Here is a 22,116-nt window from a genome sequence, read left to right on the forward strand (position 1 = left end):
CCGGTCCCGGGCCTCTTGTAATCCCTGGAACTGTTTTTACGGCGACGACTGCCACGAAGTGGGCGGCCGTCTGCACGGTTTGCGAAAGGTTTGAAGATGCGCGTTCTGATTGCTGAACACGACCACGCGATATACGCCCGACTGCTGCGTCAGGCGGCCCCGGAGCTTGAAGTGCTGACCAGCGGTGACTCCGCCGAACTGGCTCGCCAGGCCGTCGATTGCCCGGTGTGGCTGGGGCAGCCGGATCTGCTGGCGACCCTGCTGCGTCAGGGCCACCAGCCACAATGGCTGCAATCGACCTGGGCCGGCATCACGCCGCTGCTGGCCGACGGCTTACGCCGGGATTACCGCCTGACCCGGGCGGTCGGCATTTTCGGTCAGGTGATGGCCGAGTACGTGCTGACCTACATGCTCGGTCACGAGCGCGAAGTGCTGGCGCGTCTGGTCAGCCAGGTCGAGCGCAAGTGGGACAATCGCACCGGCCAGAGCCTGGTCGGGCGCAAGGTGTTGATCGTCGGCACCGGTGACATCGGCCAGAGCGTGGCGCAGTTCCTGCGGCCATTCGGCGTCGAGCTGTACGGCATCGCCAGCAGCGCCCGGGAGCAGGCGCCGTTTGTCGAAGTCGGTTCGATGGCGGATCTGCCTCGGCTGGTGGGTGAAGTGGATTACGTGGTCAATCTGCTGCCCAACACCGAGCACACTCACGACATTTACGACGCGGCGCTGTTCAAGCAATTCAAGCCGACCGGGCTGTTCATCAACGCCGGGCGCGGTGTGGCGGTGGTCGATGCGGATCTGGTGGAAGCGCTGAAGGAAGGCCATCTGGCCGGCGCGGTGATCGACGTCTGCCGTCAGGAACCGCTGCCGCAACGTCATCCGTTCTGGACCGCGTGGGGCTTGTTGCTGACCGGGCACAGCTCGGCACCGACCTCGCCGCCGATGATGGTGCAGTTGTTTCTGGATAACCTGCGGGCGTATCAGGCGGGCGAAGCGTTGCGTGGGGAAGTGGATTTCGCACGCGGTTACTGAGTTCAGAGATCGTTCCCACGTTGCGTGGGAACGATCAGCGGTACGGATTAGAGGGTGAAATCCCCTTCAGCCGCCAGCTCGCTCAGCGGACGACGCGGGCTCGGCGTTTCCCGCGCTTGCAGGTAATCCGCCAGGGTTGCCTTGTCACCCAGCTTGCCCACCGCAACGGCGGCGTGCAGCGCATAACCTTGCGGAATGTTCAGCTCCTTGCGGGTCAGCTCCTGATCGAAGCCGGCCATGCCGTGGGTGTGCCAGCCGCTCAGGCTCGCTTGCAGCGCCAGATGGCCCCACGCGGAACCGGTGTCGAAGGTGTGCCACAGCGCCGGTGTTTCTTCGGTTGCGCCCGGTGCGGTGAAGGTGGTTTTCGAAATCACGATCACCAGTGCCGAGGCGTGCTGGGCCCAGCTGCGGTTGAATTCATTGAGCAGGCCCAGGTAACGCTCCCAGTTCGGCGTGTCGCGACGGGCGTAGAGAAAACGCCACGGCTGCGAGTTGTACGCCGATGGCGCCCAGCGCGCGGCTTCGAAGAAGCTCAGCAGGGTTTCCTCGGAAATCGCTTCGCCGGTAAAGGCGCGGGGCGACCAGCGATCGGTGAACTGCGGGTGAATGGCGTATTCGGCAACGCGAGGGTTGGCGCTCATCGAGAGATTCCTTGCTACGTTTGAGGACAGGTTTGAAGCAAAACCCGGCGGGATCAGTTGGGCTGAACGATGGGGGTTGAATCCGAAGCCGTGCAGTTCACCGGAATGCAACGCGGTCGAGCGTTAATGGCATCCAGCCAGGGCTTCTTGAGAACGGCAAAGCTACTTGGCCGCGCAAAAACTGACAAGCCCTGTACAACCGGCAGTCGCCAGCGCTTGGCCCACGGGGCCCTGGGCACTAGACTGGCGGCCTTTTCACCACCTGATGTTGATGCTTGAGCCATGGCCGCCAAAGTCGAACCGTTCTGGAAACGCAAAACCCTCGATCAACTGGATCACGAGGAATGGGAATCGCTGTGCGACGGATGTGGCCTGTGCTGCCTGCAGAAGCTCGAGGATGAAGAAGACAACAGCGTCTATTACACGCGTATCGCCTGCAAACTGCTGGATCTGAAAACCTGCCAGTGCAGCGATTACCCGAACCGCATCAAGTTTGTCCCGGATTGCATCCAGCTCACCCCGGGCCAGGCCGAAGAATTCAAATGGCTGCCGCCGACCTGCGGTTATCGGCTGGTCAGCGAAGGCAAGGACCTGCCGTTGTGGCATCACCTGGTCTGCGGTGATCGCGACGCCGTGCACCACGAGCGGATTTCCCAGTCCGGGCGCATGCTCGCCGAAGGCAGCGTGCCGGAAGACGATTGGGAAGATCACCTGATTTTCCGGGCCGGCTAAGCCCCTCGAGGATCCAGGCCTCGAGGATCGAGTTTCAACAAGGAGTGTGTATGGCTGTGGGATTGCGCCGGACGCTGATCGTCGGACTGCTGATGCTGAGCGCGCCGGTGTGGGCGGCAAAGAAGGTCGATCTGGATTACCACGTGCGCCTGTTGTCGCAAAGCGATCAGGCCGAAGTGCGCCTGACCCTGGCTAAGGGCGAGGCCGTGCGCAGTCTGGATTTCGACCTCGGCGACGGCAGCCACTACAGCGACTTCAAAGCCGACGGCCAATGGCAACTGACGCCGGGCCAGCACGCACGCGGTGTGTGGCGCCCGACGGCGGACAAGGCCAGCCTGACCTATCGCGTGCGCATCAGCCACGGCCGCAAGAACGGCAGCTTCGACACGCGCATGACCCCGACCTGGGCGCTGATGCGCGGCGATGAACTGGTGCCGCCGGCGAAGCTTGATCAGCAGGATGGCATTGAACTGGTCTCACGCCTGCAATTCGAACTGCCCGACGGCTGGAAAAGCGTCGAAACCGCGTGGCCGCGCATCGGCAAGAACAAATTCCGCATCGACAATCCGTCCCGTCTGTTCGACCGACCCACGGGCTGGATGCTCGCCGGGCACCTCGGCAGCCGTCGCACGCGGCTGGGTGAAACCGAAGTCACCGTGGCGTCGCCGCAAGGGCAGGGCATGCGCCGGATGGATGTGCTGACGCTGCTGACCTTCGTCTGGCCGCAGGTGCAAGCGGTGTATCCGCGCCATCCGGGCAAACTGCTGATCGTCGGTGCCAACGACCCGATGTGGCGCGGCAGCCTCGCAGCGCGGGAGTCGATCTACCTCAACACGCGGTTGCCGTTGGTCAGCGAGAGCGGCAGCAGCCCTTTGGTTCGGGAATTGGCGCAGGTGTTCGGGCGGATCAACGACGAGCAGCGCAGTGACTGGATCAAGGAAGGGTTCGCCGAGTATTACGCCGTCGAACTGGTGCGCCGTGCTGGTGGCATGAGCGACGAACGTTATCAGGCGTATCAGGTGAAACTGGCGACGGACAGCCAGAAGGTGACGACGTTGCGCGGCGAGCAGATCAGCCCGGCGCAGGTCTCCAAAGCGGTTCTGCTGTTACAGGAGCTGGATCGCGAGATCCGTCTGAAGACCCGCAACAAGCGCTCGCTGGATGATGTGCTGCGCGGGGCGATGCATCTGGGGACGGTCGATACCAAGGCGTTTGTACAACTCGCCGAGAGTGTCGTCGGCGAGTCGTCCAAGGTGCTTGATACCGGATTGATTCAGTAGCGATCAGACCCCGGCTTTGGGCGACTTCACCGAATCATTGCCGGTCACGGTGGCGGTCTTGGTCGCCGCTTCGGCATTGGCTTTGAGCTTGCTCAACTCTTCACCTGCGCGCTCGATCTTCGTGCGCACGTTGTTCATGTCCTGACGGCTTTTCTCCAGCAGGCTTTTCACCGAGCTGTGGCCGGTGATGCCACGGGCCATGGCCACGCCGCCAATCGCCACCTGGATCAGACCGAACACGCCGCCACGGCGCAGGCCCTTGCCGACCATGATCACGCCGCCGGCCAGCGAGCCGATGCGCTCCCAGCCTTCGACGTTCTGCTCGGAGCGGGTCTGGAACGGGGTGGATTCGATACGCTCGACGCGTTTGAGCTCGGTCATGATCTTTCTCCAGGCAATGAGTGATGGATAAACAAGCTGACTGCACTGGCGGTCAGCTTGTTCCATCGGATGTGCGGCGTTTCAGCGGAATTTCGGCCCGGAACGGGTGTTCAGGCCTTTGGCCATGCGGTCGTAGAGCACGACGTTGACCGTGGCGGCGAGGTTCATGCAACCGGTGGTCGGGATGTACACGACGTCTTCGCACCAGTCGCGGATCTCTTGATCCAGCGAACCGTCTTCGGGGCCGAAGATGTACAGGGCGCGATCCGGGTGGGTGTATTCCGGCAGCGGGCGGGCGCCGTCGACCAGTTCCACGGCGACCGGGACGCAATTGAGCGGCAGGATCTTTTTCAGGTCGTCGATGCCGATCAGCGGGATGTCGTAGTGCACGCGCTTGGTGTCGGTGACGAAATCGGCGGCGCGCTCATAGCGCTTGCCGGTGTAGAACACGGTCGACACGCCATAGCAGCCTGCGGCGCGCATCACCGAACCGACGTTTTCCGGTGATTTGGGGTTATACAAACCAATGCAGCTGTACCGTTTGTCTGCCACGAGCGGGGCGCCTTCGGGAAAAAGAGGGCGATTATACGGGGATTGGGGGAGGGCGGCACCGATCATTCCCGCGCGACGCGGGAATGATCACGGACGGTTCAGTCTTCTTTCTTCATCAACCCGGCCAGCGCCGCAAACGGGTTGTGCGTGGCCTTGGCGATTTTCGGCGTGCTCAGGGAGCCTTCGCCGAAATACTGCTGGTCGGTGTAGCGCGAGTGTTCGTTGTCGTGGCAGTACAGGCACAACAGTTCCCAGTTGGAACCGTCCTGCGGGTTGTTGTCGTGGTTGTGATCGCGGTGATGCACGGTCAGCTCGCTCAGACGCTTGCCGGAGAACTCACGGGCGCAGCGGCCGCAGACGTGCGGATACATCTTCAGGGCCTTGTCGCGGTAGCCCATTTCCTTGTCGCGCTGGTTGTCGGCGAGGATGCGATCCAGCTTCGAAGTGTTGGTCGGGGTGGACGAACTCATGGGTTCACCTTTGTAGAAAGACTAATGACGGTTATGACGCAAGTTTAGCTCAGCCCTTGAGCTTCTCGGCAATCCAGATCGTGTGGCGGGTGCCCTTGTTGCCGTGGGCGAAGACCTGCACTTCCTCGGCCTTGAAACCGGCCTTCTTCAATTTGTCGGAAAACTGCCGGTCGGCGCTGGCGGACCACACCGCCAGCACGCCTTTGGGCCGCATCGCCCTGGCACAAGCGGCGAGGCCAGCGGCGGAATACAGCCAGCTGTTGGCCCTCTGGGTCAGGCCTTCGGGGCCGTTGTCGACGTCGAGCATGATCGCGTCGAAGCCGTTCGGCTCACTTTGCAGCACCTTGGCCACGTCTTCCTGGCGGATCACCGTGCGTGGGTCGAGCAGCGGGCGTCCGGACTTTTCACCGAGCGGGCCGCGGTTCCACTCGACCACGCCGGGCACCAGCTCGGCGACCACCACTTCGGCACTTTTACCCAGATGCTTGAGCGCGGAGGCGAGGGTGAAGCCCATGCCCAACCCGCCGATCAGCACGCGCGAGTCAGGTCGGCCGGCAACCTTGCAGCACGGAATCTCGGCCAGCGCGTCTTCGGAACCGTGCATGCGGGTGTTCATCAATTGCCCGCCGTCGCCGCCCTGGATCTTGATGACGAAGTCTTCGCCATACTCGAACAGGCACAGGGCGCCGCCGTTGTCAGGGATCGGCGTGGTGTCGAGCAGAACGAAACGTTTCATGGAAATCTCTACAGGGGGGAAGGCAAGCAGGCGCGTTGGGAGTAGCCTGAGAGCAGACTTCAGGCAACGGAGCCCTTGATGAAGCGCACCATTCTAACGGTCATTGCCCTGGCCGCGCTCTCGATTACTGCAGTGCAGGCCCAGCAGGCGATTCCCGCCAGCCCGACCCCGCAACCGGGTTCGCCCGGCACCGCAACGCCGACACCATATCCGCAGATCAGTCCGGTATCGATTCCCAAGGCCGGCTCCGGCAGTGGCGGGCCACCGCTGGTGCCGATCGAGATGCCCAGCCCGCCATCCAAGGATCAGCCGCTGCCGGGGATCGAACAGCCCGAAGGTAAAACCAAATCCCCCGGCGGCTAGATCTGCTGTGCCGCCAGTTGGCCGTCGGCCATGCGCAGACGCTTGGAGAGAGAAACGGCGAGGGCGCGGATGATCTTGGCGGCGATCTTTGGCGCGTCGTTGAGCATTTTTTCCAGCGAGTCCTTGCCCAGGTTGAGCAACTGACAGTTGCTCGCGGCCACACAAGTCGCCGAGCGGCGTTCGCCATCGAGCACGGCCATTTCACCGAACGCCCGACCGCTGCGCAGGGTGGCCATGGTAATGACCTGGCCGTCAGCGCCGGTTTTCTGCACGGCCACCTGGCCGGTGTGGATGATGCACATGAAACTGCCGGCATCGCCTTCGCGAAAGATCGCCTCACCCTCGGCCACGGTGCTGATGCTGAAGTAGCCCGAAGCAGCGGCGAAGTCCGCCAGTTGCAATTGATCGAACAGGCCGCAGTCCATCAGCCAGTCACGGATTTCGTTGTTCAGTAAGGTCGGTTCTGACATGTCATCGCGGTCTTTTTGTTGTGTCGGGTTACAGGCTCGCCACCGGGAGCCGACTTGATTATCGGCTTCCGGTGCCCGGAATTAAGACCCAAGTGACCGGCGGAGTTCCTCAGGCGATGCCCAGAACCTTGAAAACAAATGCATATTCGAGCGCTACGTCACGTAATCCCTGATAACGCCCGCTCATGCCGCCGTGGCCGGCGCCCAGTTCGGTCTTGAGCAGCAGCGGGTTGTCGTCGGTCTTGGTCGCGCGCAGTTTCGCCACCCACTTGGCCGCTTCCCAGTACTGCACGCGGCTGTCGTTGTAGCCGGCGATCACCAGCGTCGCGGGATAGGCCTGGGCGGTGACGTTTTCGTACGGTGCGTAGGCCTTGATTCGCTCGTAAACGTCAGGCTCTTCGGGGTTGCCCCACTCGTCGTATTCGGTGACGGTCAGCGGCAGATCCGGGTCGAGCATGGTGTTGAGCACATCGACGAACGGCACTTCGGCAATCGCCACGCCGAACAGCTCCGGGCGCTGGTTGAGCACGGCGCCGATCAGCAGGCCACCGGCGCTGCCGCCGCTGATCGCCAGTTGCGGCGCGGTGGTGATGCCGTTGAGGATCAGGAACTCGGCGCAGGCAATGAAGTCGCTGAAGGTGTTTTGCTTGTGCTCCTGCTTGCCGGCGCGATACCAGGCTTCGCCCAGTTCGCCGCCGCCACGGACGTGGGCGATGGCGAACGCCATGCCGCGATCCAGCAGGCTCAGGCGGGCGTGGGAGAACCACGGGTCGAGGCTCGAACCGTAGGCGCCGTAACCGTAGAGGTACAGCGGCACCGGTTTGCCGAGCATTTCGCGTTTCATCACCAGACTGATCGGCACCAGCGTGCCGTCCGGAGCCGTGGCCCACAGGCGCTGGCTGACGTAGGCGTCGGCGTCGAACGGGCCGAGTACCGGGGTTTCCTTGAGCACTTCCTGTTCGCCGGTGGCGAGGATCAATTGACGGACCTGAGCCGGGCGATTCAGTGCTTCATAGCGCAGGCGGATGCGGTCGCTTTCGAATTCCAGGCTGTTTTGCACATAGAGGCTGTAGGCCGCGTCCGGCAACTGCACGCGATAAGGCGCCAGACCGTGTGGGCGCACTTCGATGATCGGCAGTCCGCCTTCGCGCAGGCTCAGGGTCAGGGCTTCGGCGTTGAGGGTCACGCCATCGAGCATCACCGAATCGCTGTGGGGAATCAGGTTCTGCCAGTCGGCTTCGCTCGGCGCGATGCCGGTGTCCGGCGCCTGATACAGCGCGAAGTTGATGCCGTCGCGGTTGGTGCGGATGAACCAGGTCCATTCGCCATCAAGTTTGCCGTGATCAACGTCGTATTCGTGATCCTCGACCCGTGGCGCCAGGCAGGTGAACGGCTGGTGCGGCTGATTGGCATCCAGCGCCCAGACTTCGCTGGTGGTCTTGCTGCCCAGGGACAGCAGCAATTGCTGTTCGGAGCTGGCGCGGTAGCAATGCAGGAAGAAACGCCCGTCCGGCTCGTGGAATACCTCTTCGGCGGCGGTGCCGTCGAGGCGGTAGCGGAACAGTTTGTGCGGACGATGGGTGTCGTCGAGCACACCGAAAAACAGCGTCAGGCTGTCGTTGGCCCAGGTCATGCTGCCGTCGCAGTCCTGGAATTCCAGTTCGCTGATGCGCTCGCTGGCCAGTTCCTTCACGAACAGCGTGTAAATCTCGTCACCCGAGGCATCGACGCTGTAGGCCAGACGCTGGTGATCCGGGCTGATACTGAACGCGCCGAGGGAGAAAAAGCCGCCATTGGCCAGGGCATTCGGGTCGAGCAGCAGTTGTTCGCGGCTTTCGTCGAGGGTCAGGCTGTCGTCGGCCGGGTGCGGGCAGCGGTAGTGGCGCGGGTATTCGTCACCCGCCGTGGTGCGGGTGTAATACAGATACGGGCCCCACGGCGACGGCAGGGACAGGTCGGTTTCGAGGATCCGGCCCTTGATCTCCTCGAACAGGGTTTCGCGCAGTCCGGCCTGATCGGCGGTCTGCGCCTGCTGGTAGTCGTTTTCGGCCTTGAGGTAGTCGAGCACCGCGTCGGTGTCGCGTTCCTGCAGCCAGGCATACGGGTCGGCACCGGCATCTTTGCGGGCGATCGGGGCGCTGGTGACGTTGGCGGATACGGGCATGGAGGGCTCTCGAACATGACAAATGAGGACCGCACGGACGGCGGGGAAGCCTGATGTGCGAAAAGTCGTTACTATAAGCGCCTCTTTGCCTGCCTTGCCATGGACACCATGACCGAGAACGACTATCTGATCGCCTGGGGCCTCTACGCCTTTGCTGCCGTAGGCTGCCTGTTGGTATGGATGCGCATGACCCGCTGGATGTGGCGCTGGCTGCGCGAGCCGCTGCGTGTGCTGATGGCGGTGTTGCTGTTCAGCCCGACCATCATCGATCCGGTGAAGGAAAAATTCGCCCCGGCCGTCGCCATCACGGCGCTGGATCTGGCGTTCAAGGTCGGCAACAACGCCTGGCGGGCGATTTCCGAATTGCTCATGTACGCGATGATCGCGTTCGGCCTGTATCTGATTTTCGTGCTGATCCGCTTCCCGATCGAACGCGCTTCGAAGGCGCGCAAGGAGCAGGCCGAAGCCGCCCGCGCAGCCGCCCGTGCCGAAGACGAGCGTGACGGCGATCAACCGTTCGGCGGTGCCGGCGACGAACGTTACGGCCGCCCACCGCTGCCGAGCAATCCGCAGCGCGGGCGCGTCGAGCCGCGTCTGTAATCACGAGAGCCCGCACATGTGTGAACTATTGGGCATGAGCGCCAACGTGCCGACCGATATCGTGTTCAGCTTCACCGGGCTGATGCAGCGCGGTGGTCGCACCGGGCCGCACCGCGATGGCTGGGGCATCGCCTTCTATGAAGGTCGCGGGCTGCGGCTGTTCCAGGATCCGGCAGCCAGCTGTGAGTCGGAAGTCGCCAATCTGGTGCAGCGTTATCCGATCAAGAGCGAAGTGGTTATCGGCCATATCCGTCAGGCCAACGTCGGCAAGGTCTGCCTGTCCAACACCCATCCGTTCGTCCGCGAACTGTGGGGGCGCAACTGGTGCTTCGCGCACAACGGCCAGCTCGCCGATTTCACCCCGATCAAGAGTTTCTACCGCCCGGTCGGCGACACCGACAGCGAGGCGGCGTTCTGCGATTTGCTCAACCGCGTACGTGCAGCGTTTCCGGAACCGGTCGATATAGAAGTGCTGCTGCCGGATCTGGTCGCCGCATGCGCCGAATACCGCAGCAAAGGCGTGTTCAACTGCCTGCTCAGCGACGGCGACTGGCTGTTCTGCTATTGCTCGACCAAACTTGCGCAGATCACCCGGCGCGCACCGTTCGGCCCGGCACGGCTCAAGGACGTCGATGTGATCGTTGATTTCCAGGCCGAAACCACGCCCAACGACGTGGTCACGGTGATTGCCACCGAACCCTTGACCGAAAACGAAACCTGGACCCGCTACGAACCGGGCCAATGGAGCCTGTGGCGACGCGGCGAATGCGTCAGCCAGGGCACGACCGAATAAAGGATCTTTCCTCGATGTTGCTCAGTTATCTACGGCTGGTGTTGTTTGCGGCGGGCCTGTTGATCGGTGTCCAGGTGCCGGGGTTCATCAACGATTACGCCAAGCGGGTCGAAGCGCATCTGATCGAGGCGCAGACCGGTCTGCGCGGCTTCCAGGGCACTGCCGAGCAGTTTTTCAAAGGTGATATTCAGGCGCTGGTCGCCCACTATCGCGCCAGCGAGGACCCGGTGTTTCGCAGCGATGCCGACAGCCTGAGCACCTTGCTCAACCGTCAACTGGCGCTGGACAAGCAATTCCAGGCGATGCAGGGCCCGTGGTACATCCGCTTCCTGCAAGTGGTGCTGGCCGCCGATCCGGATATCCGCAAGGAAACCTGGAACGGCTACAGCTACCAGATCCTGCTGACGCCTGAAGCAATGATCTGGGGCATGAGCGGCGCGCTGCTGCTGTCGTTCGGCCTCGAATGCCTGTTCCGTCTGATCGACTGGGTGGTGCTGGGCGGCAAGCGCCTGCGCCAGAGCCGGCCGATCGAAGACCGGGATGTGCGCGGGCTGTAAACCTCGATGCATCGTTCCCACGCCGTGGGAACGATCAACTCAGAACGATGTAATCCGTACCCACCTCGCGCGCATACCCCTCCAGCACCTGCTGACACAACGTCACGATCTCTTCGACCCATTCCACACCGACCCGCCACGACACCACCACTTGTAGTGCAGGTGGCCGTTGATCAATGTCGAGCAGGGTCAGTTCACCCCGCGCCAGTTCCTCGGCCACCAGCACCGGTGGCAACGCGCCGATACCGAAGCCATCACGCAACAAGCGGGTGATCGCCGACACCGAATTCACGCAGTTCAAGCGTGGCGCCAGCACGCCCTGGGCTTGCATCAGCGCCAGAATGTCCTGATGCGGCCGGGAGTTTTTCGAGTAGGTGATGATCCGCTCCTGCGCCAGGTCGGCGAGGCTTTGGTAGTCGCGGTTGTAGATCGAATTGCTGGCGACGATCCAGCCGATGGGGTGGCTGGCCAGTTCCAGACTGCGCACGCTTTCATGGCGCACCAGATCGGTTTGCAGGATCAGATCGAGAAAGCCTTTTTGCAGCTGATCGCAGAGATTCAGCGAGGTATCCGCCACCAGCTCGATTTCCACCCGTGGGTACAGATCGGTCATCTGCGCCACCAACGGGCTGAGCCAGGTGTGAATCACCGTGTCCATCACCCCGATGCGCACCCGGCCGACCTTGCTCGATCGGGTCTCGATGGACTGCTTCAGCGCCTGCATCGTGTCGAGCATCTGCTCGGCATAGTCCAGCACTTTCAGGCCTTCCGGCGTCAGGCTCACACCGCGCGAATCCCGCACAAACAGCTTCACCCCAAGCTCGCCTTCAAGCACCGCGATCCGGCTGGAGATCGAGGCCTGAGTGGTGAACAGCTTGTCGGCGGTCAGGCGAAAACTCTTCAGCCGGGCGACCCAGACGAAGGTCTCGAGAAACTTCAGGTTCATGGCAACAAATTTTTCTTATGTCTTGGGCGGGTTTTTATTCGTTGGACGCGACCGGGTGACGCACCCAAGAATCGACGCATCCGGTTCCCACGATAGGCGTCGTCGGAGCTTCGAACAAGACCAATAAAAGCCTGCGGAGACATGCCATGAGTGCGCCCGACACCCTCGACCTCCCCAAGACCACGGTCCGTCCCGGCCCGTTCGACTGGTATCGCAACATCAATCAGCAGGAGCGTCGCACCTTCTGGAGCTGCAAGATCGGCTACGGTCTGGACGGCATGGACACCCAGATGCTCAGCTTCGTGGTGCCGACCCTGATCGCGATGTGGGGCATCACCACCGGTGAGGCCGGGTTGATTCACACCAGCACCCTGATCGCCTCGGCCATTGGTGGTTGGGTGGCGGGGATTCTCTCCGACCGCATCGGCCGCGTGCGCACCCTGCAACTGACGGTGCTGTGGTTTGCCTTCTTCACCTTCCTATGCGGTTTCGCCCAGAACTACGAACAACTGCTGATCGCCCGCACCCTGATGGGCTTCGGTTTCGGTGGCGAGTGGACCGCCGGCGCGGTGCTGATCGGTGAAGTGATCCGGGCCAAGGATCGCGGCAAGGCGGTGGGCATGGTGCAATCGGGTTGGGCACTGGGTTGGGGGCTGACGGCAATTCTCTATGCGCTGCTGTTCTCGGTGCTGCCACCGGAAGACGCCTGGCGCGCACTGTTCATCCTCGGCATCGTGCCGGCGGTGTTCGTGATTTTCGTCCGCCGTCTGGTGAAGGATCCGGAGATCTATCGCGAAGCCAAAGCCAAGCAAGCTCCGGACAGCCCTTCGAAGTTCTACGAGATCTTCGCCCCGGGCATGCTCTTCACCACGTTCCGCGCTTCGTTGCTGACCACGGGGGCTCTCGGCGGTTACTACGCAATCACTTCCTGGCTGCCGACTTTTCTGAAGAACGAGCGCGGCTTGAGCGTACTCGGTACCGGCGGTTATCTGGCGATGGTGATCATCGGTTCCTACGCCGGTTATGTGATCAGCGCTTATTTGACCGACCTGCTGGGGCGCAAGAAGAACTTCATCCTGTTCGCGGTCGGCTCGTTCACCATCGTTCTGCTCTACACCCAATTGCCGGTCAGCAACGGCGTGATGCTGTGGCTGGGCTTCCCGTTGGGCTTCTTTGCCTCGGGGATTTTCAGTGGCATGGGGGCGTTTCTCACCGAGTTGTTTCCAACCCGGATTCGCGGCTCGGGGCAGGGCTTCTGCTACAACATCGGCCGGGCGCTGGCGGCATTGTTCCCGCTGCTGATCGGGCTGCTCAGCCAGAAAGTACCGCTGAGTGTAGGCATCGGTGCCTTCGCGGCCGTGTCCTACGGCGTGGTGATCCTGGCGGCGCTGAGCCTGCCGGAAACCCGTGGCAAGCAACTGGACGCGCAGTAACTGATAACCTGCGACAACGCCCTACGATAAAAAAAGACAAAAGCTACAGGAGTGTTCACCGTGAGCCGCCTGCTATTGAACTGTGACATCGGCGAGAGCTTCGGCAGTTGGACCATGGGTCTGGACGCGGAAGTCATGCCCTTCATCGATTGCGCCAACATTGCCTGCGGTTTCCACGCCGGCGACCCGGGCATCATGCGCAAGACCGTCAGCCTGGCCCTGAGCCATGGCGTGCAGATCGGCGCGCATCCGGCCTATCAGGATCTGGTGGGGTTCGGCCGGCGTTCCATGGCCTACACCGCCCAGGAACTGCAAGACATCCTGCATTACCAGATCGGTGCCCTCGACGGTATTTGCCGTGCCCAGGGCGGGCGAGTGAGTTACGTCAAACCTCATGGCGCGATGTACAACGACATGATGGCCAACCCCGCGCAGTTGCGAGCAGTGATTCAGGCCGTCGCGGTGTACGACCGCAGCTTGCCGCTGATGCTGATGGCCACCCGCGACAACACGGCCGCCCAACAGCTCGGCGACGAATACGGCGTGACCCTGTGGTTCGAAGCCTTCGCCGACCGCGCCTACGACAGCGCTGGCCGACTGGTTTCGCGGCAACTGCCTGGCGCGGTGCATCACGACGCCGAAACCATCATCGGGCAAGCGCTGACCATCGCCCGGGGCGACAACCTCACCGCCAGCGACGGCAGCGCGCTGCATCTGCAAGCCAACACGTTGTGCGTACACGGCGACAACGCCAGTTCGGTTGCGGCCGTGCAGCGTATTCGTCACGCCTTGAACGAGCAGAGCGCGCCATGAATCCGCGGGTGGAAGTGGTGGCACTGGATTGCCTGATGTTGCGTCTGTTCGATGAAATCGCCGAAACCAACATGCCGTGGATGCTCGCCGCCAGCGAGCGGTTGCGCACGGTATTTGGTGCGCATCTGATCGATCTGGTGCCGTCGTACACCACGTTGATGGTGCATTACGACCTGACCGAATTGAATCCGGGTCAGGCCCGGGAATTGATCGCCGAAGCCTTGATCGACCTGTCGCCGAATGCGCGCACCGGCGGCCAGTGTCATGTGCTGCCGGTGTGGTACGACCTGAGTGTCGGCCCGGAATTGAGCCTGCTGTCGCAGCGCAGCGGGTTGTCGGTGGAAGAGGTGATTCGTCGTCACAGCGCCCGGGAATATCAGGTATTCGCGCTCGGATTTGCCCCGGGTTTCGCTTTCATGGGACTGGTGGAAGAAGTCCTGGCGGCACCGCGTCTGAATACCCCACGCAAGAAAGTCGCCGCCGGCAGCGTCGGTATCGCAGAACGGCAAACTGCCGCGTATCCGGTGGTGTCACCGGGTGGCTGGAACCTGATCGGCCGCACGCCGGCAAAACTGTTCGACCGCGAGCGCGATGGCTACAGCCTCATGCAGCCCGGCGATACCGTGCGCTTCGAAGCGGTGAGCCACGCAGAATTCATCAACCTCGGCGGTGATGACACACCTCTGGAGGCGTTGTCATGAGCCGACTGACGATTGAAGCGAGCACGCCGCTGTGCCTGTTGCAGGACGCCGGGCGGTTCGGCGTGCGCCATCTGGGCGTGACTCAGGGCGGTGCGGCGGACTGGCGTTCGATGACCTGGGCCAACTGGTTGCTGGGCAATGGCCTGGATCTGCCGGTGATCGAAATCACCCTTGGCGGGTTTGCGGTGGTGGCGCAAGAGGATTGTCTGCTGGCGCTGGCCGGTGCCGATCTGGGCGCGCAGATTGACGGTGAAGCGCTGGCGCCGTGGCGCAGTTTCAAACTGCGCAAAGGGCAGACCTTGAAGCTCACTCAGCCGTTGCTGGGGGCTCGGGCCTATCTGGCGGCGCCCGGTGGCTTCACTGCGCCGAAAGTGTTGGGCAGCAGTGCGACGGTGGTGCGCGAGGAACTCGGTGGTCTTGATGGTTTTGGTTTGCCATTGGCCAAGGGTGCTTCGCTGAGCTATCAGGGTGAAACCCTGTTGGTGCGTGAGGTCCCGGCACAGCATCGACCGGATCTGCGCCTCGACGCGCCGCTGGATCTGGTGCTCGGCGCGCAGATCGGTCAGTTCAGCGGGCAGAGCCTGTTCGATGCGTTCAACAGTCATTGGACGCTGGACAGTCGTGCCGACCGCATGGGCATTCGCTTGCTGGGCACTGCTTTGCAGTATCAGGGCCAGCCGATGATTTCCGAGGGCATTCCGCTGGGCGCGGTGCAGGTGCCACCGGACGGGCAGCCGATCGTGTTGCTCAATGATCGGCAGACCATTGGCGGTTATCCGCGATTGGGAGCGTTGACGCCATTGGCGCTGGCTCGCCTGGCGCAGTGTCTGCCAGGGGCGAAAGTCAGATTGCGCCCGGTGGTGCAGGACGTCGCGCATCGGGAGCATGTCGAGTATCTGAAGCGCTTTTGATCGTTCCCCCGCCGTTGACGGGGGAGTGATCCCGGATTACTTGGACAGAAACCGCATCCCTTCTTCCAGCCCGCGCAGGGTCAGCGGATACATCTGATCCTCGATCAAGTCCCGCACGATGTTGGTCGACGAGGTGTAGCCCCACGTATCTTTCGGGTACGGATTGATCCAGATGAGCTTCTTGTACTTCTCCATGAAGCGCTGCATCCACACGTAGCCCGGCTCTTCGTTCCAGTGCTCGACACTGCCGCCGGCCTGGGTGATTTCATAGGGCGCCATGGCGGCGTCACCGATGAAGATCACTTTGTAGTCGGCGCCGTACTTGTGCAGCAGGTCCTGGGTCGACGTGCGCTCGGAGGTGCGGCGCATGTTGTTCTTCCACACCGATTCATAAATGAAGTTGTGGAAGTAGAAGTACTCCAGGTGCTTGAACTCGGTCTTGCAGGCCGAGAACAGTTCCTCGCAGATCTTCACGTGGGCGTCCATCGAACCGCCGATGTCGAACAGCAGCAACAGTTTCACCGTGTTGCGCCGTTCCGGGCGCATCTGGATGTTCAGCAGGCCGGCGTCCTTGGCGGTGTGGTCGATGGTGCCGTCGATGTCCAGCTCTTCCGCCGCGCCCTGGCGAGCGAATTTACGCAGGCGGCGCAGGGCGACCTTGATGTTGCGGGTGCCCAGTTCCACGGAGTCGTCGAGGTTCTTGTACTCGCGCTGATCCCAGACTTTCACCGCTTTGCCCTGGCGCTTGCCGGCGTCGCCGACCCGGATGCCTTCCGGGTTGAAGCCACCGGAACCGAACGGGCTGGTGCCGCCAGTGCCAATCCATTTGTTACCGCCGGCGTGACGTTCCTTCTGTTCTTCCAGGCGTTTCTTGAATTCCTCGATCAACTTGTCCAGGCCGCCGAGGGACTGGATCTGTGCACGTTCCTCATCGGTCAGCGAACGCTCGAATTCCTTGCGCAGCCAGTCTTCGGGAATCAGCGCCTGCAAATGATCGTCGAGTTTTTCCAGGCCGTTGAAGTAGGCGCCGAACGCCCGGTCGAACTTGTCGAAATGCCGTTCGTCCTTTACCAGAATCGCCCGGGACAAGTAGTAGAACTCGTCCATGTCGGCGAAGGTCACGCGCTGTTTCAGCGCGTTGATCAGGTCGAGCAGCTCGCGCACCGACACCGGCACCTTGGCTGCACGCATTTCATTGAACAGGTTGAGCAACATGGCGTCAGCCTCTTAACGGGTGCCGCGACGGCTCATGAACGCCAGACGTTCCAGCAGTTGCACGTCCTGCTCGTTCTTCACCAGCGCACCGGCCAGCGGCGGAATGGCCTTGGTCGGATCGCGCTCACGCAGCACCGCTTCGCCGATGTTGTCGGCCATCAGCAGTTTCAGCCAGTCCACCAGTTCCGAGGTCGACGGCTTTTTCTTCAGGCCCGGCACCTTGCGCACGTCGAAAAACACGTCCAGCGCTTCGCTGACCAGGTCTTTCTTGATGTCCGGGTAGTGCACGTCGACGATTTTCTGCAGGGTGCTGCGATCGGGGAAGGCAATGTAGTGGAAGAAGCAGCGGCGCAGGAAGGCGTCCGGCAGCTCTTTCTCGTTGTTGGAGGTAATGATGATGATCGGACGCTTCTTGGCCTTGATCGTCTCGTCGATCTCGTAAACGTAGAACTCCATCTTGTCGAGTTCTTGCAGCAGGTCGTTGGGGAACTCGATGTCGGCCTTGTCGATTTCGTCGATCAGCAGAATGACGCGCTCTTCGGACTCGAACGCCTCCCAGAGCTTGCCCTTCTTCAAGTAGTTGCGCACGTCGTGGACTTTTTCATTGCCCAGTTGCGAGTCGCGCAGACGGCTGACCGCATCGTACTCGTACAGACCCTGATGGGCCTTGGTGGTGGATTTGATGTGCCAGGTGATCAGCTTGGCGCCGAACGATTCGGCCAGTTGCTCGGCGAGCATGGTCTTGCCGGTGCCCGGTTCGCCCTTGACCAGCAGCGGCCGCTCCAGGGTGATGGCGGCGTTGACCGCCAGCTTCAGGTCATCGGTGGCGACGTAGGCCTGGGTGCCTTCGAACTTCATCTGCTAATCCTCGAACGGTAACGCCGACCTGAACGGGCAGGGCGGGGGCGAAATAATCGGATGCCCGACTATAACGCGCGGCCCGGTCGACTGTGAACGCAGACGGCTTATTCAGTCTCTGAATGGGGCGTCACATGTTGACTCAGTTTCGGCACGAGGCCAGTATTCAGGTATCGCCGATTTGGCGATAGCCTTCGAGCATGTCTACTAAATACCGATTTCGCGAAAAATACCGCATTCAGTTGCGCGAGAAGGATCACCCGCCACCCCATGTTCACCTGACCGGTGGTGGAGTGGATGTGATGCTGAGCCTGGAAACCGTCGAGGTCATGATGGGCAAGGCACCGCCGCTGATCGTCAAGGAAGCGTTGGCGTGGGTTTCGGCCCATCAGACGCAATTGCTGGAGGACTGGAAACGATGTTACCCATGAAGAGGCCAAGGTTGGCGGCAGTGCAGGCACTGGCTGATGCTCGCCTGTCACTGACCTTCATTGATGGCCAGCAACTATCACTCGATTTGAGCCGCGACCTCCAGACTTATCCGGGGCTCGCTCCGTTATTGGATGCTGCCGTGTTTGTAACAGCCGATCTGGGCGACAACGGTTGGAGCGTGGAGTGGCTGGAGCCGGATATCCAGATTGGTGCCGATACCTTGTACCGGGACGCGCTCGCGCAAAATGCTCCGGACGAAAACACACGGATCTTCATGGATTGGCGCGCTCGCACCGGTTTACCACTGAATGAGGCAGCCGAAGCGTTGGGCGTCAGTCCCCGCAGCATCAGTCGCTACAGTAATGGCCGGGAACCCGTGCCACGGTCATTGGCCCTGGCCTGTCTGGGTTGGGATTCGTTGCAGGAGAAACCTGCACTGATCGCAGCAGAGGACACTGGGCGCTACATCGTCAACCGTAAAACTTAACCCGCATCCGGCTTCGGCCGCTCATACCGGGCATTGAATGCCTGGATGAATCCATTGCGCAAAATCTGCAAAAACGCTTCGAATGCGCTGATATCTTGCTGATGGACGCTGCCACTGAGTTCGACCTTGGTTGCGAACTGGTTTTTGGCCTGATTCTTCAGCACGGTTTCAGTGCCGCCGACCAGCGCCTCCCAGACGGAGCGGAAGATGCTTTTGTTCTTGTTTTCCACGTCCTGCTGCCAGTTGAACACTTCAACGTCGCGCAGCAACGGCTTGATATATCCGGTGAGCTGGGCCTTTTTGGCCTGGGCTTCGATGACCACGTCGCCGTGGCCGGCGTTGAAGTCGAATTTGCCGTAGGCCGAGGCAAAGTCGTTCATGCGCTTGAGTTCGAGGTCGCGGGCGCGCAGGCGGAATTCGAAGTCTTCGAAGTTGCTCAGCGGGTCGAATGTGGCAGAGGTTTCCAAGGGGGCCTGACCGAGTAGCAGGGCCTTGCCTTCGAAGCGGGCATCACGCTTGCCCTTGGTGTCGACTACGTTGGTCAGGTTGTAAATGCTCGCCTCGACGTTGGTGGCGTTCATGTTCACCGGCGGTTTGGAATTGAAGTTGCGGAAGCTGATGCGGCCATCGTGGATCTGCACTTCATCGAGGGTTATCGGCAGCAGCTTGCCCAACTGCGCGCGCCAGTCGGTGCCCTTACCGGTCTGGGAGTTCTGTTTGTTGGCGCCGCCATCGACGAAGTTGACTTCAGGTTTGAAGAACTTCACCTGGGCCACCACCGCGTGGTCGTACCACAGCGAATGCCAACTGACGGACAAGTCGATCAACGGCGCGTTGACGAACGGCACCGGCACCTTGCCGTCGACCTTGACGATTTTCAAACCGTTGATTTTGTATGCACCGCGCCACAGGGCCAAGTCGACGTCGGTGATCTGGCCACGGTAGTCGCCCATGTTGGCCAGCTTGTCATTCAGATAGTCACGCACGAGGTAGGGCAGGGCGATGTGCAGGGCAATCAGCAGTACAACGACAGTGGCGAGGATCCACAACGGCCAGCGGTAGCGACGCTTCATGGTGGCAATTCCCGAACGATGTAAAGCGATTGACTGTCGGCCGTTGCAGACGTTCGACCCGACTGGACTGGCAGGAGCAACAGGCTTACCTTGGAGAGCTGAATTCAACGCTGCACAAGGACCCAGCCATGAGCCGTATTTTTGCTGACAACGCCCATTCCATCGGCAATACGCCGCTGGTACAGATCAATCGCATTGCGCCCCGTGGCGTGACCATTCTGGCCAAGATCGAAGGTCGAAACCCGGGTTACTCGGTGAAGTGCCGGATCGGCGCGAACATGATCTGGGACGCCGAAAGCAGCGGCAAACTCAAGCCGGGCATGACCATCGTCGAGCCGACTTCGGGCAATACCGGCATCGGCCTGGCCTTCGTGGCGGCTGCTCGTGGTTACAAACTGATGCTGACCATGCCGGCTTCGATGAGCATCGAGCGGCGCAAGGTGCTCAAGGCATTGGGTGCAGAGCTGGTGCTGACCGAGCCTGCCAAGGGCATGAAGGGCGCAATCGAAAAGGCTGCCGAGATCGTTGCCGGCGATCCGGGCAAATATTTCATGCCGGCCCAGTTCGACAACCCGGCCAACCCGGCCATCCACGAAAAAACCACCGGCCCGGAAATCTGGAATGACACCGACGGTGCCATCGACGTGCTGGTGGCGGGCGTCGGCACGGGCGGAACCATCACCGGTGTCTCGCGGTATATCAAGAATACGGCGGGCAAACCGATTATTTCGGTGGCGGTGGAGCCGGTGACCTCGCCGGTGATCACCCAGGCGCTGGCCGGTGAAGAGATCAAGCCGAGTCCGCACAAGATTCAGGGCATTGGTGCCGGTTTTGTGCCGAAGAACCTGGATTTGTCGATGGTCGACCGGGTCGAGCGTGTAACCGACGAAGAGTCCAAGGTCATGGCGTTGCGCCTGATGCAGGAAGAAGGGATCTTGTGCGGCATTTCCTGCGGTGCGGCGATGGCTGTCGCGGTGCGCCTGGCGGAAACCCCGGAAATGCAGGGCAAGACCATCGTGGTGGTACTGCCGGACTCCGGTGAACGTTATCTGTCGAGCATGTTGTTCAGCGATCTGTTCACCGATCAGGAGAACCAGCAGTAAGCGTCCCGTTGATTCAGATCAGCCAGGGTTCAGGCTCGTTATGTTAATTAGTGCTTTGTTGCGCAATTCTTAACACTGAATCTTGGGTCGGGCGGGTTTTTCCCGGAGCCGGTAGTGTTTATCATGGCCGGCCGCCATGTCGGGTAAATGACATTGCGTGGCGTTGTCTTTTTTCAAGGAGTCGTTGATGACCTTTTCGTTGGCCGCCAAGGTGTTGGTGTTGCTGCTGTTCGTGAGCAGCATCCTCTACGTGCATTTGCGCGGCAAGGCGCGTTTGCCGGTGCTGCGCCAGTTCGTCAACCATTCGGCGCTGTTCGCTCCGTACAACGCCTTGATGTACCTGTTTTCCGGTGTGCCGTCCAAACCGTACCTGGACCGCAGCAAGTTCCCGGAACTGGACGTGCTGCGCGACAACTGGGAAACCATCCGCGACGAAGCGATGCACCTGTTCGACGAGGGCTATATTCGCGCCGCCGAGAAGAACAACGATGCCGGTTTCGGTTCGTTCTTCAAGAAGGGCTGGAAGCGTTTCTACCTCAAGTGGTACGACAAACCGCTGCCTTCGGCCGAGACCCTGTGCCCGAAAACCGTGGCGCTGGTCAGTGCCATTCCCAACGTCAAGGGCGCGATGTTCGCGCTGTTGCCGGGCGGCAGCCACTTGAACCCGCACCGCGATCCGTTCGCCGGTTCCCTGCGCTATCACTTGGGGCTGTCGACGCCGAACTCCGACGATTGCCGGATCTTCGTCGATGGTCAGGTCTACGCCTGGCGCGACGGTGAAGACGTGATGTTCGACGAGACCTATGTGCATTGGGTCAAGAACGAAACCGAACAGACCCGCGTCATCCTGTTCTGCGACGTCGAGCGTCCGCTGAGCAACCGCCTCATGACCCGCATCAACCGCTCCATCAGCGCCTGGCTGGGCCGCGCCACCGCACCACAGAACCTCGACGATGAGCGCGTCGGCGGGATCAACCAGGCCTATGCCTGGACCAAGAACTTCAGCGACCGGTTCAGCGGCGTGGTCAAGCAGTGGAAGCGCCGCAATCCAAAGGCCTACCGCGTGATGCGGCCGGTGCTGGCGGTGGTGGTGTTGACGTTGCTGGGGTATTGGCTGTTTGGTTGAGGCTGGATGCAGGCAATAAAAAAACCGCTCACAAGGAGCGGTTTTTTATTGCCTGCGAGTCAGCGCCGTCCAGCGAGAACGTCGGGTTCGCCTTCTATACCTGTAGTCAGTAGCTGAAGAAAGCGCTGCTGATTGGTTGATAGCTCGGAGGAAGCAAGCCTTTCATCCGTTTTGATTGATCTTTTCTTGGTAGGGGATTTTTTCACGGATCTACGCATGAGCCCGCCCTCGTAGTGGATGTAGCCGTTGC

At 61.4% G+C, this 22,116-nt stretch carries 26 protein-coding genes; 15 read left to right on the forward strand and 11 right to left on the reverse strand.

Features of this window, described 5'->3' with window-relative positions; all coding sequences use genetic code 11:
• Window positions 1-96 precede the first annotated feature (96 nt).
• The gene (locus M5B98_RS12360) at window positions 97-1,029 is read left to right on the forward strand and encodes a D-2-hydroxyacid dehydrogenase (RefSeq protein WP_085710268.1); all 933 of its coding nucleotides are present in this window, start codon (window positions 97-99) and stop codon (window positions 1,027-1,029) included.
• Window positions 1,030-1,076: 47 nt separating this feature from the next.
• Here the strand turns inward: M5B98_RS12360 and M5B98_RS12365 are convergent, their stop codons facing one another.
• The gene (locus M5B98_RS12365) at window positions 1,077-1,670 is read right to left on the reverse strand and encodes a nitroreductase family protein (protein ID WP_007958056.1); all 594 of its coding nucleotides are present in this window, start codon (window positions 1,668-1,670) and stop codon (window positions 1,077-1,079) included.
• 282 nt (window positions 1,671-1,952) lie between these two features.
• Between M5B98_RS12365 and M5B98_RS12370 the strand changes: the two genes are divergently transcribed.
• Both M5B98_RS12370 and M5B98_RS12375 read left to right on the forward strand, forming a co-directional pair.
• Window positions 1,953-2,402 (forward strand): YcgN family cysteine cluster protein, encoded by a 450-nt coding sequence (locus M5B98_RS12370; RefSeq protein WP_003222605.1) that lies wholly within the window; start codon window positions 1,953-1,955, stop codon window positions 2,400-2,402.
• Window positions 2,403-2,452: 50 nt separating this feature from the next.
• A complete protein-coding gene (locus tag M5B98_RS12375; RefSeq protein ID WP_248742851.1) occupies window positions 2,453-3,682 on the forward strand; it encodes a hypothetical protein in 1,230 nt (409 codons plus the stop codon).
• A 3-nt stretch (window positions 3,683-3,685) separates the two neighbouring features.
• Here the strand turns inward: M5B98_RS12375 and M5B98_RS12380 are convergent, their stop codons facing one another.
• The 4 genes from M5B98_RS12380 to M5B98_RS12395 form a co-directional block, all read right to left on the reverse strand.
• Window positions 3,686-4,063: a DUF2892 domain-containing protein gene (locus M5B98_RS12380; RefSeq protein WP_096819384.1), complete on the reverse strand. Its 378-nt coding sequence runs from the start codon at window positions 4,061-4,063 to the stop codon at window positions 3,686-3,688.
• A gap of 81 nt (window positions 4,064-4,144) precedes the next feature.
• Window positions 4,145-4,615, reverse strand: a complete 471-nt coding sequence (locus M5B98_RS12385; RefSeq protein WP_007958066.1) for an RNA methyltransferase — start codon at window positions 4,613-4,615, stop codon at window positions 4,145-4,147.
• A gap of 98 nt (window positions 4,616-4,713) precedes the next feature.
• Window positions 4,714-5,085: a YajD family HNH nuclease gene (locus M5B98_RS12390; protein ID WP_007944009.1), complete on the reverse strand. Its 372-nt coding sequence runs from the start codon at window positions 5,083-5,085 to the stop codon at window positions 4,714-4,716.
• Between the two features lie 49 nt (window positions 5,086-5,134).
• Window positions 5,135-5,821, reverse strand: a complete 687-nt coding sequence (locus M5B98_RS12395) for a hypothetical protein (RefSeq protein ID WP_248742852.1) — start codon at window positions 5,819-5,821, stop codon at window positions 5,135-5,137.
• Between the two features lie 78 nt (window positions 5,822-5,899).
• Here M5B98_RS12395 and M5B98_RS12400 point away from each other — a divergent pair, with 78 nt between their 5' ends.
• Window positions 5,900-6,184, forward strand: coding sequence for a hypothetical protein (locus M5B98_RS12400; protein ID WP_192553060.1), 285 nt, complete (start codon window positions 5,900-5,902; stop codon window positions 6,182-6,184).
• On the opposite strand, the gene M5B98_RS12405 is transcribed toward M5B98_RS12400, so the two are convergent.
• Window positions 6,181-6,654: a cyclic nucleotide-binding domain-containing protein gene (locus M5B98_RS12405; protein ID WP_085710279.1), complete on the reverse strand. Its 474-nt coding sequence runs from the start codon at window positions 6,652-6,654 to the stop codon at window positions 6,181-6,183. The two genes, M5B98_RS12400 and M5B98_RS12405, sit on opposite strands and share 4 nt — an antisense overlap.
• Window positions 6,655-6,763: 109 nt before the next feature.
• Window positions 6,764-8,818 (reverse strand): S9 family peptidase, encoded by a 2,055-nt coding sequence (locus tag M5B98_RS12410; protein ID WP_248742853.1) that lies wholly within the window; start codon window positions 8,816-8,818, stop codon window positions 6,764-6,766.
• 99 nt (window positions 8,819-8,917) lie between these two features.
• Between M5B98_RS12410 and M5B98_RS12415 the strand changes: the two genes are divergently transcribed.
• From M5B98_RS12415 to M5B98_RS12425, 3 genes are read left to right on the forward strand one after another with little or no spacing between them, the layout of a single operon-like run.
• Complete coding sequence (locus tag M5B98_RS12415) at window positions 8,918-9,418, forward strand: MFS transporter (protein WP_248742854.1); 501 nt, start codon at window positions 8,918-8,920, stop codon at window positions 9,416-9,418.
• A gap of 16 nt (window positions 9,419-9,434) precedes the next feature.
• Window positions 9,435-10,211: a class II glutamine amidotransferase gene (locus tag M5B98_RS12420; protein WP_003222625.1), complete on the forward strand. Its 777-nt coding sequence runs from the start codon at window positions 9,435-9,437 to the stop codon at window positions 10,209-10,211.
• 14 nt (window positions 10,212-10,225) lie between these two features.
• Entirely contained in the window at window positions 10,226-10,768 is a 543-nt protein-coding gene (locus M5B98_RS12425) for a DUF2937 family protein (protein ID WP_007956487.1), read from the forward strand.
• A gap of 34 nt (window positions 10,769-10,802) precedes the next feature.
• Here the strand turns inward: M5B98_RS12425 and M5B98_RS12430 are convergent, their stop codons facing one another.
• Window positions 10,803-11,714, reverse strand: coding sequence for a LysR family transcriptional regulator (locus M5B98_RS12430; protein WP_248742855.1), 912 nt, complete (start codon window positions 11,712-11,714; stop codon window positions 10,803-10,805).
• A 146-nt stretch (window positions 11,715-11,860) separates the two neighbouring features.
• Between M5B98_RS12430 and M5B98_RS12435 the strand changes: the two genes are divergently transcribed.
• The 4 genes from M5B98_RS12435 to M5B98_RS12450 are packed head-to-tail and all read left to right on the forward strand — an operon-like array spanning window position 11,861 to window position 15,572.
• Window positions 11,861-13,147: an MFS transporter gene (locus M5B98_RS12435; RefSeq protein ID WP_248742856.1), complete on the forward strand. Its 1,287-nt coding sequence runs from the start codon at window positions 11,861-11,863 to the stop codon at window positions 13,145-13,147.
• Window positions 13,148-13,207: 60 nt separating this feature from the next.
• Entirely contained in the window at window positions 13,208-13,960 is a 753-nt protein-coding gene (locus M5B98_RS12440; protein WP_248742857.1) for a 5-oxoprolinase subunit PxpA, read from the forward strand.
• Complete coding sequence (locus M5B98_RS12445) at window positions 13,957-14,661, forward strand: 5-oxoprolinase subunit B family protein (RefSeq protein WP_085710294.1); 705 nt, start codon at window positions 13,957-13,959, stop codon at window positions 14,659-14,661. The genes M5B98_RS12440 and M5B98_RS12445 overlap by 4 nt, the downstream gene beginning before the upstream one ends.
• Window positions 14,658-15,572 (forward strand): biotin-dependent carboxyltransferase family protein, encoded by a 915-nt coding sequence (locus M5B98_RS12450; protein WP_248742858.1) that lies wholly within the window; start codon window positions 14,658-14,660, stop codon window positions 15,570-15,572. The genes M5B98_RS12445 and M5B98_RS12450 overlap by 4 nt, the downstream gene beginning before the upstream one ends.
• A gap of 36 nt (window positions 15,573-15,608) precedes the next feature.
• On the opposite strand, the gene M5B98_RS12455 is transcribed toward M5B98_RS12450, so the two are convergent.
• On the reverse strand, window positions 15,609-16,787 hold the full coding sequence (locus M5B98_RS12455) for a vWA domain-containing protein (RefSeq protein ID WP_007956512.1): 1,179 nt from the start codon (window positions 16,785-16,787) through the stop codon (window positions 15,609-15,611).
• Window positions 16,788-16,799: 12 nt separating this feature from the next.
• Window positions 16,800-17,645, reverse strand: coding sequence for an AAA family ATPase (locus tag M5B98_RS12460; protein ID WP_076566454.1), 846 nt, complete (start codon window positions 17,643-17,645; stop codon window positions 16,800-16,802).
• Window positions 17,646-17,845: 200 nt separating this feature from the next.
• Here M5B98_RS12460 and M5B98_RS12465 point away from each other — a divergent pair, with 200 nt between their 5' ends.
• Together M5B98_RS12465 and M5B98_RS12470 are read left to right on the forward strand one after the other, a co-directional pair.
• Window positions 17,846-18,076 carry a DUF4160 domain-containing protein gene (locus M5B98_RS12465; RefSeq protein ID WP_119428721.1) on the forward strand — a complete coding sequence of 77 codons (231 nt, stop codon included), beginning with the start codon at window positions 17,846-17,848 and terminating at the stop codon, window positions 18,074-18,076.
• The gene (locus M5B98_RS12470; protein ID WP_248742859.1) at window positions 18,064-18,564 is read left to right on the forward strand and encodes a helix-turn-helix domain-containing protein; all 501 of its coding nucleotides are present in this window, start codon (window positions 18,064-18,066) and stop codon (window positions 18,562-18,564) included. The genes M5B98_RS12465 and M5B98_RS12470 overlap by 13 nt, the downstream gene beginning before the upstream one ends.
• Here the strand turns inward: M5B98_RS12470 and M5B98_RS12475 are convergent.
• Window positions 18,561-19,637 carry a DUF748 domain-containing protein gene (locus M5B98_RS12475; RefSeq protein WP_248742860.1) on the reverse strand — a complete coding sequence of 359 codons (1,077 nt, stop codon included), beginning with the start codon at window positions 19,635-19,637 and terminating at the stop codon, window positions 18,561-18,563. The genes M5B98_RS12470 and M5B98_RS12475 overlap by 4 nt on opposite strands.
• A gap of 128 nt (window positions 19,638-19,765) precedes the next feature.
• On the opposite strand from M5B98_RS12475, the gene cysK reads away from it, so the two are divergent.
• Together cysK and M5B98_RS12485 are read left to right on the forward strand one after the other, a co-directional pair.
• Window positions 19,766-20,740, forward strand: coding sequence for a cysteine synthase A (gene cysK, locus M5B98_RS12480; protein ID WP_114881819.1), 975 nt, complete (start codon window positions 19,766-19,768; stop codon window positions 20,738-20,740).
• A gap of 187 nt (window positions 20,741-20,927) precedes the next feature.
• Entirely contained in the window at window positions 20,928-21,866 is a 939-nt protein-coding gene (locus M5B98_RS12485) for an aspartyl/asparaginyl beta-hydroxylase domain-containing protein (RefSeq protein WP_085710304.1), read from the forward strand.
• The last annotated feature ends 250 nt before the right edge of the window (window positions 21,867-22,116 follow it).

This window comes from Pseudomonas sp. MWU12-3088, from assembly GCF_023242405.1.
Taxonomy (GTDB): Bacteria; Pseudomonadota; Gammaproteobacteria; order Pseudomonadales; family Pseudomonadaceae; genus Aquipseudomonas; species Aquipseudomonas kribbensis.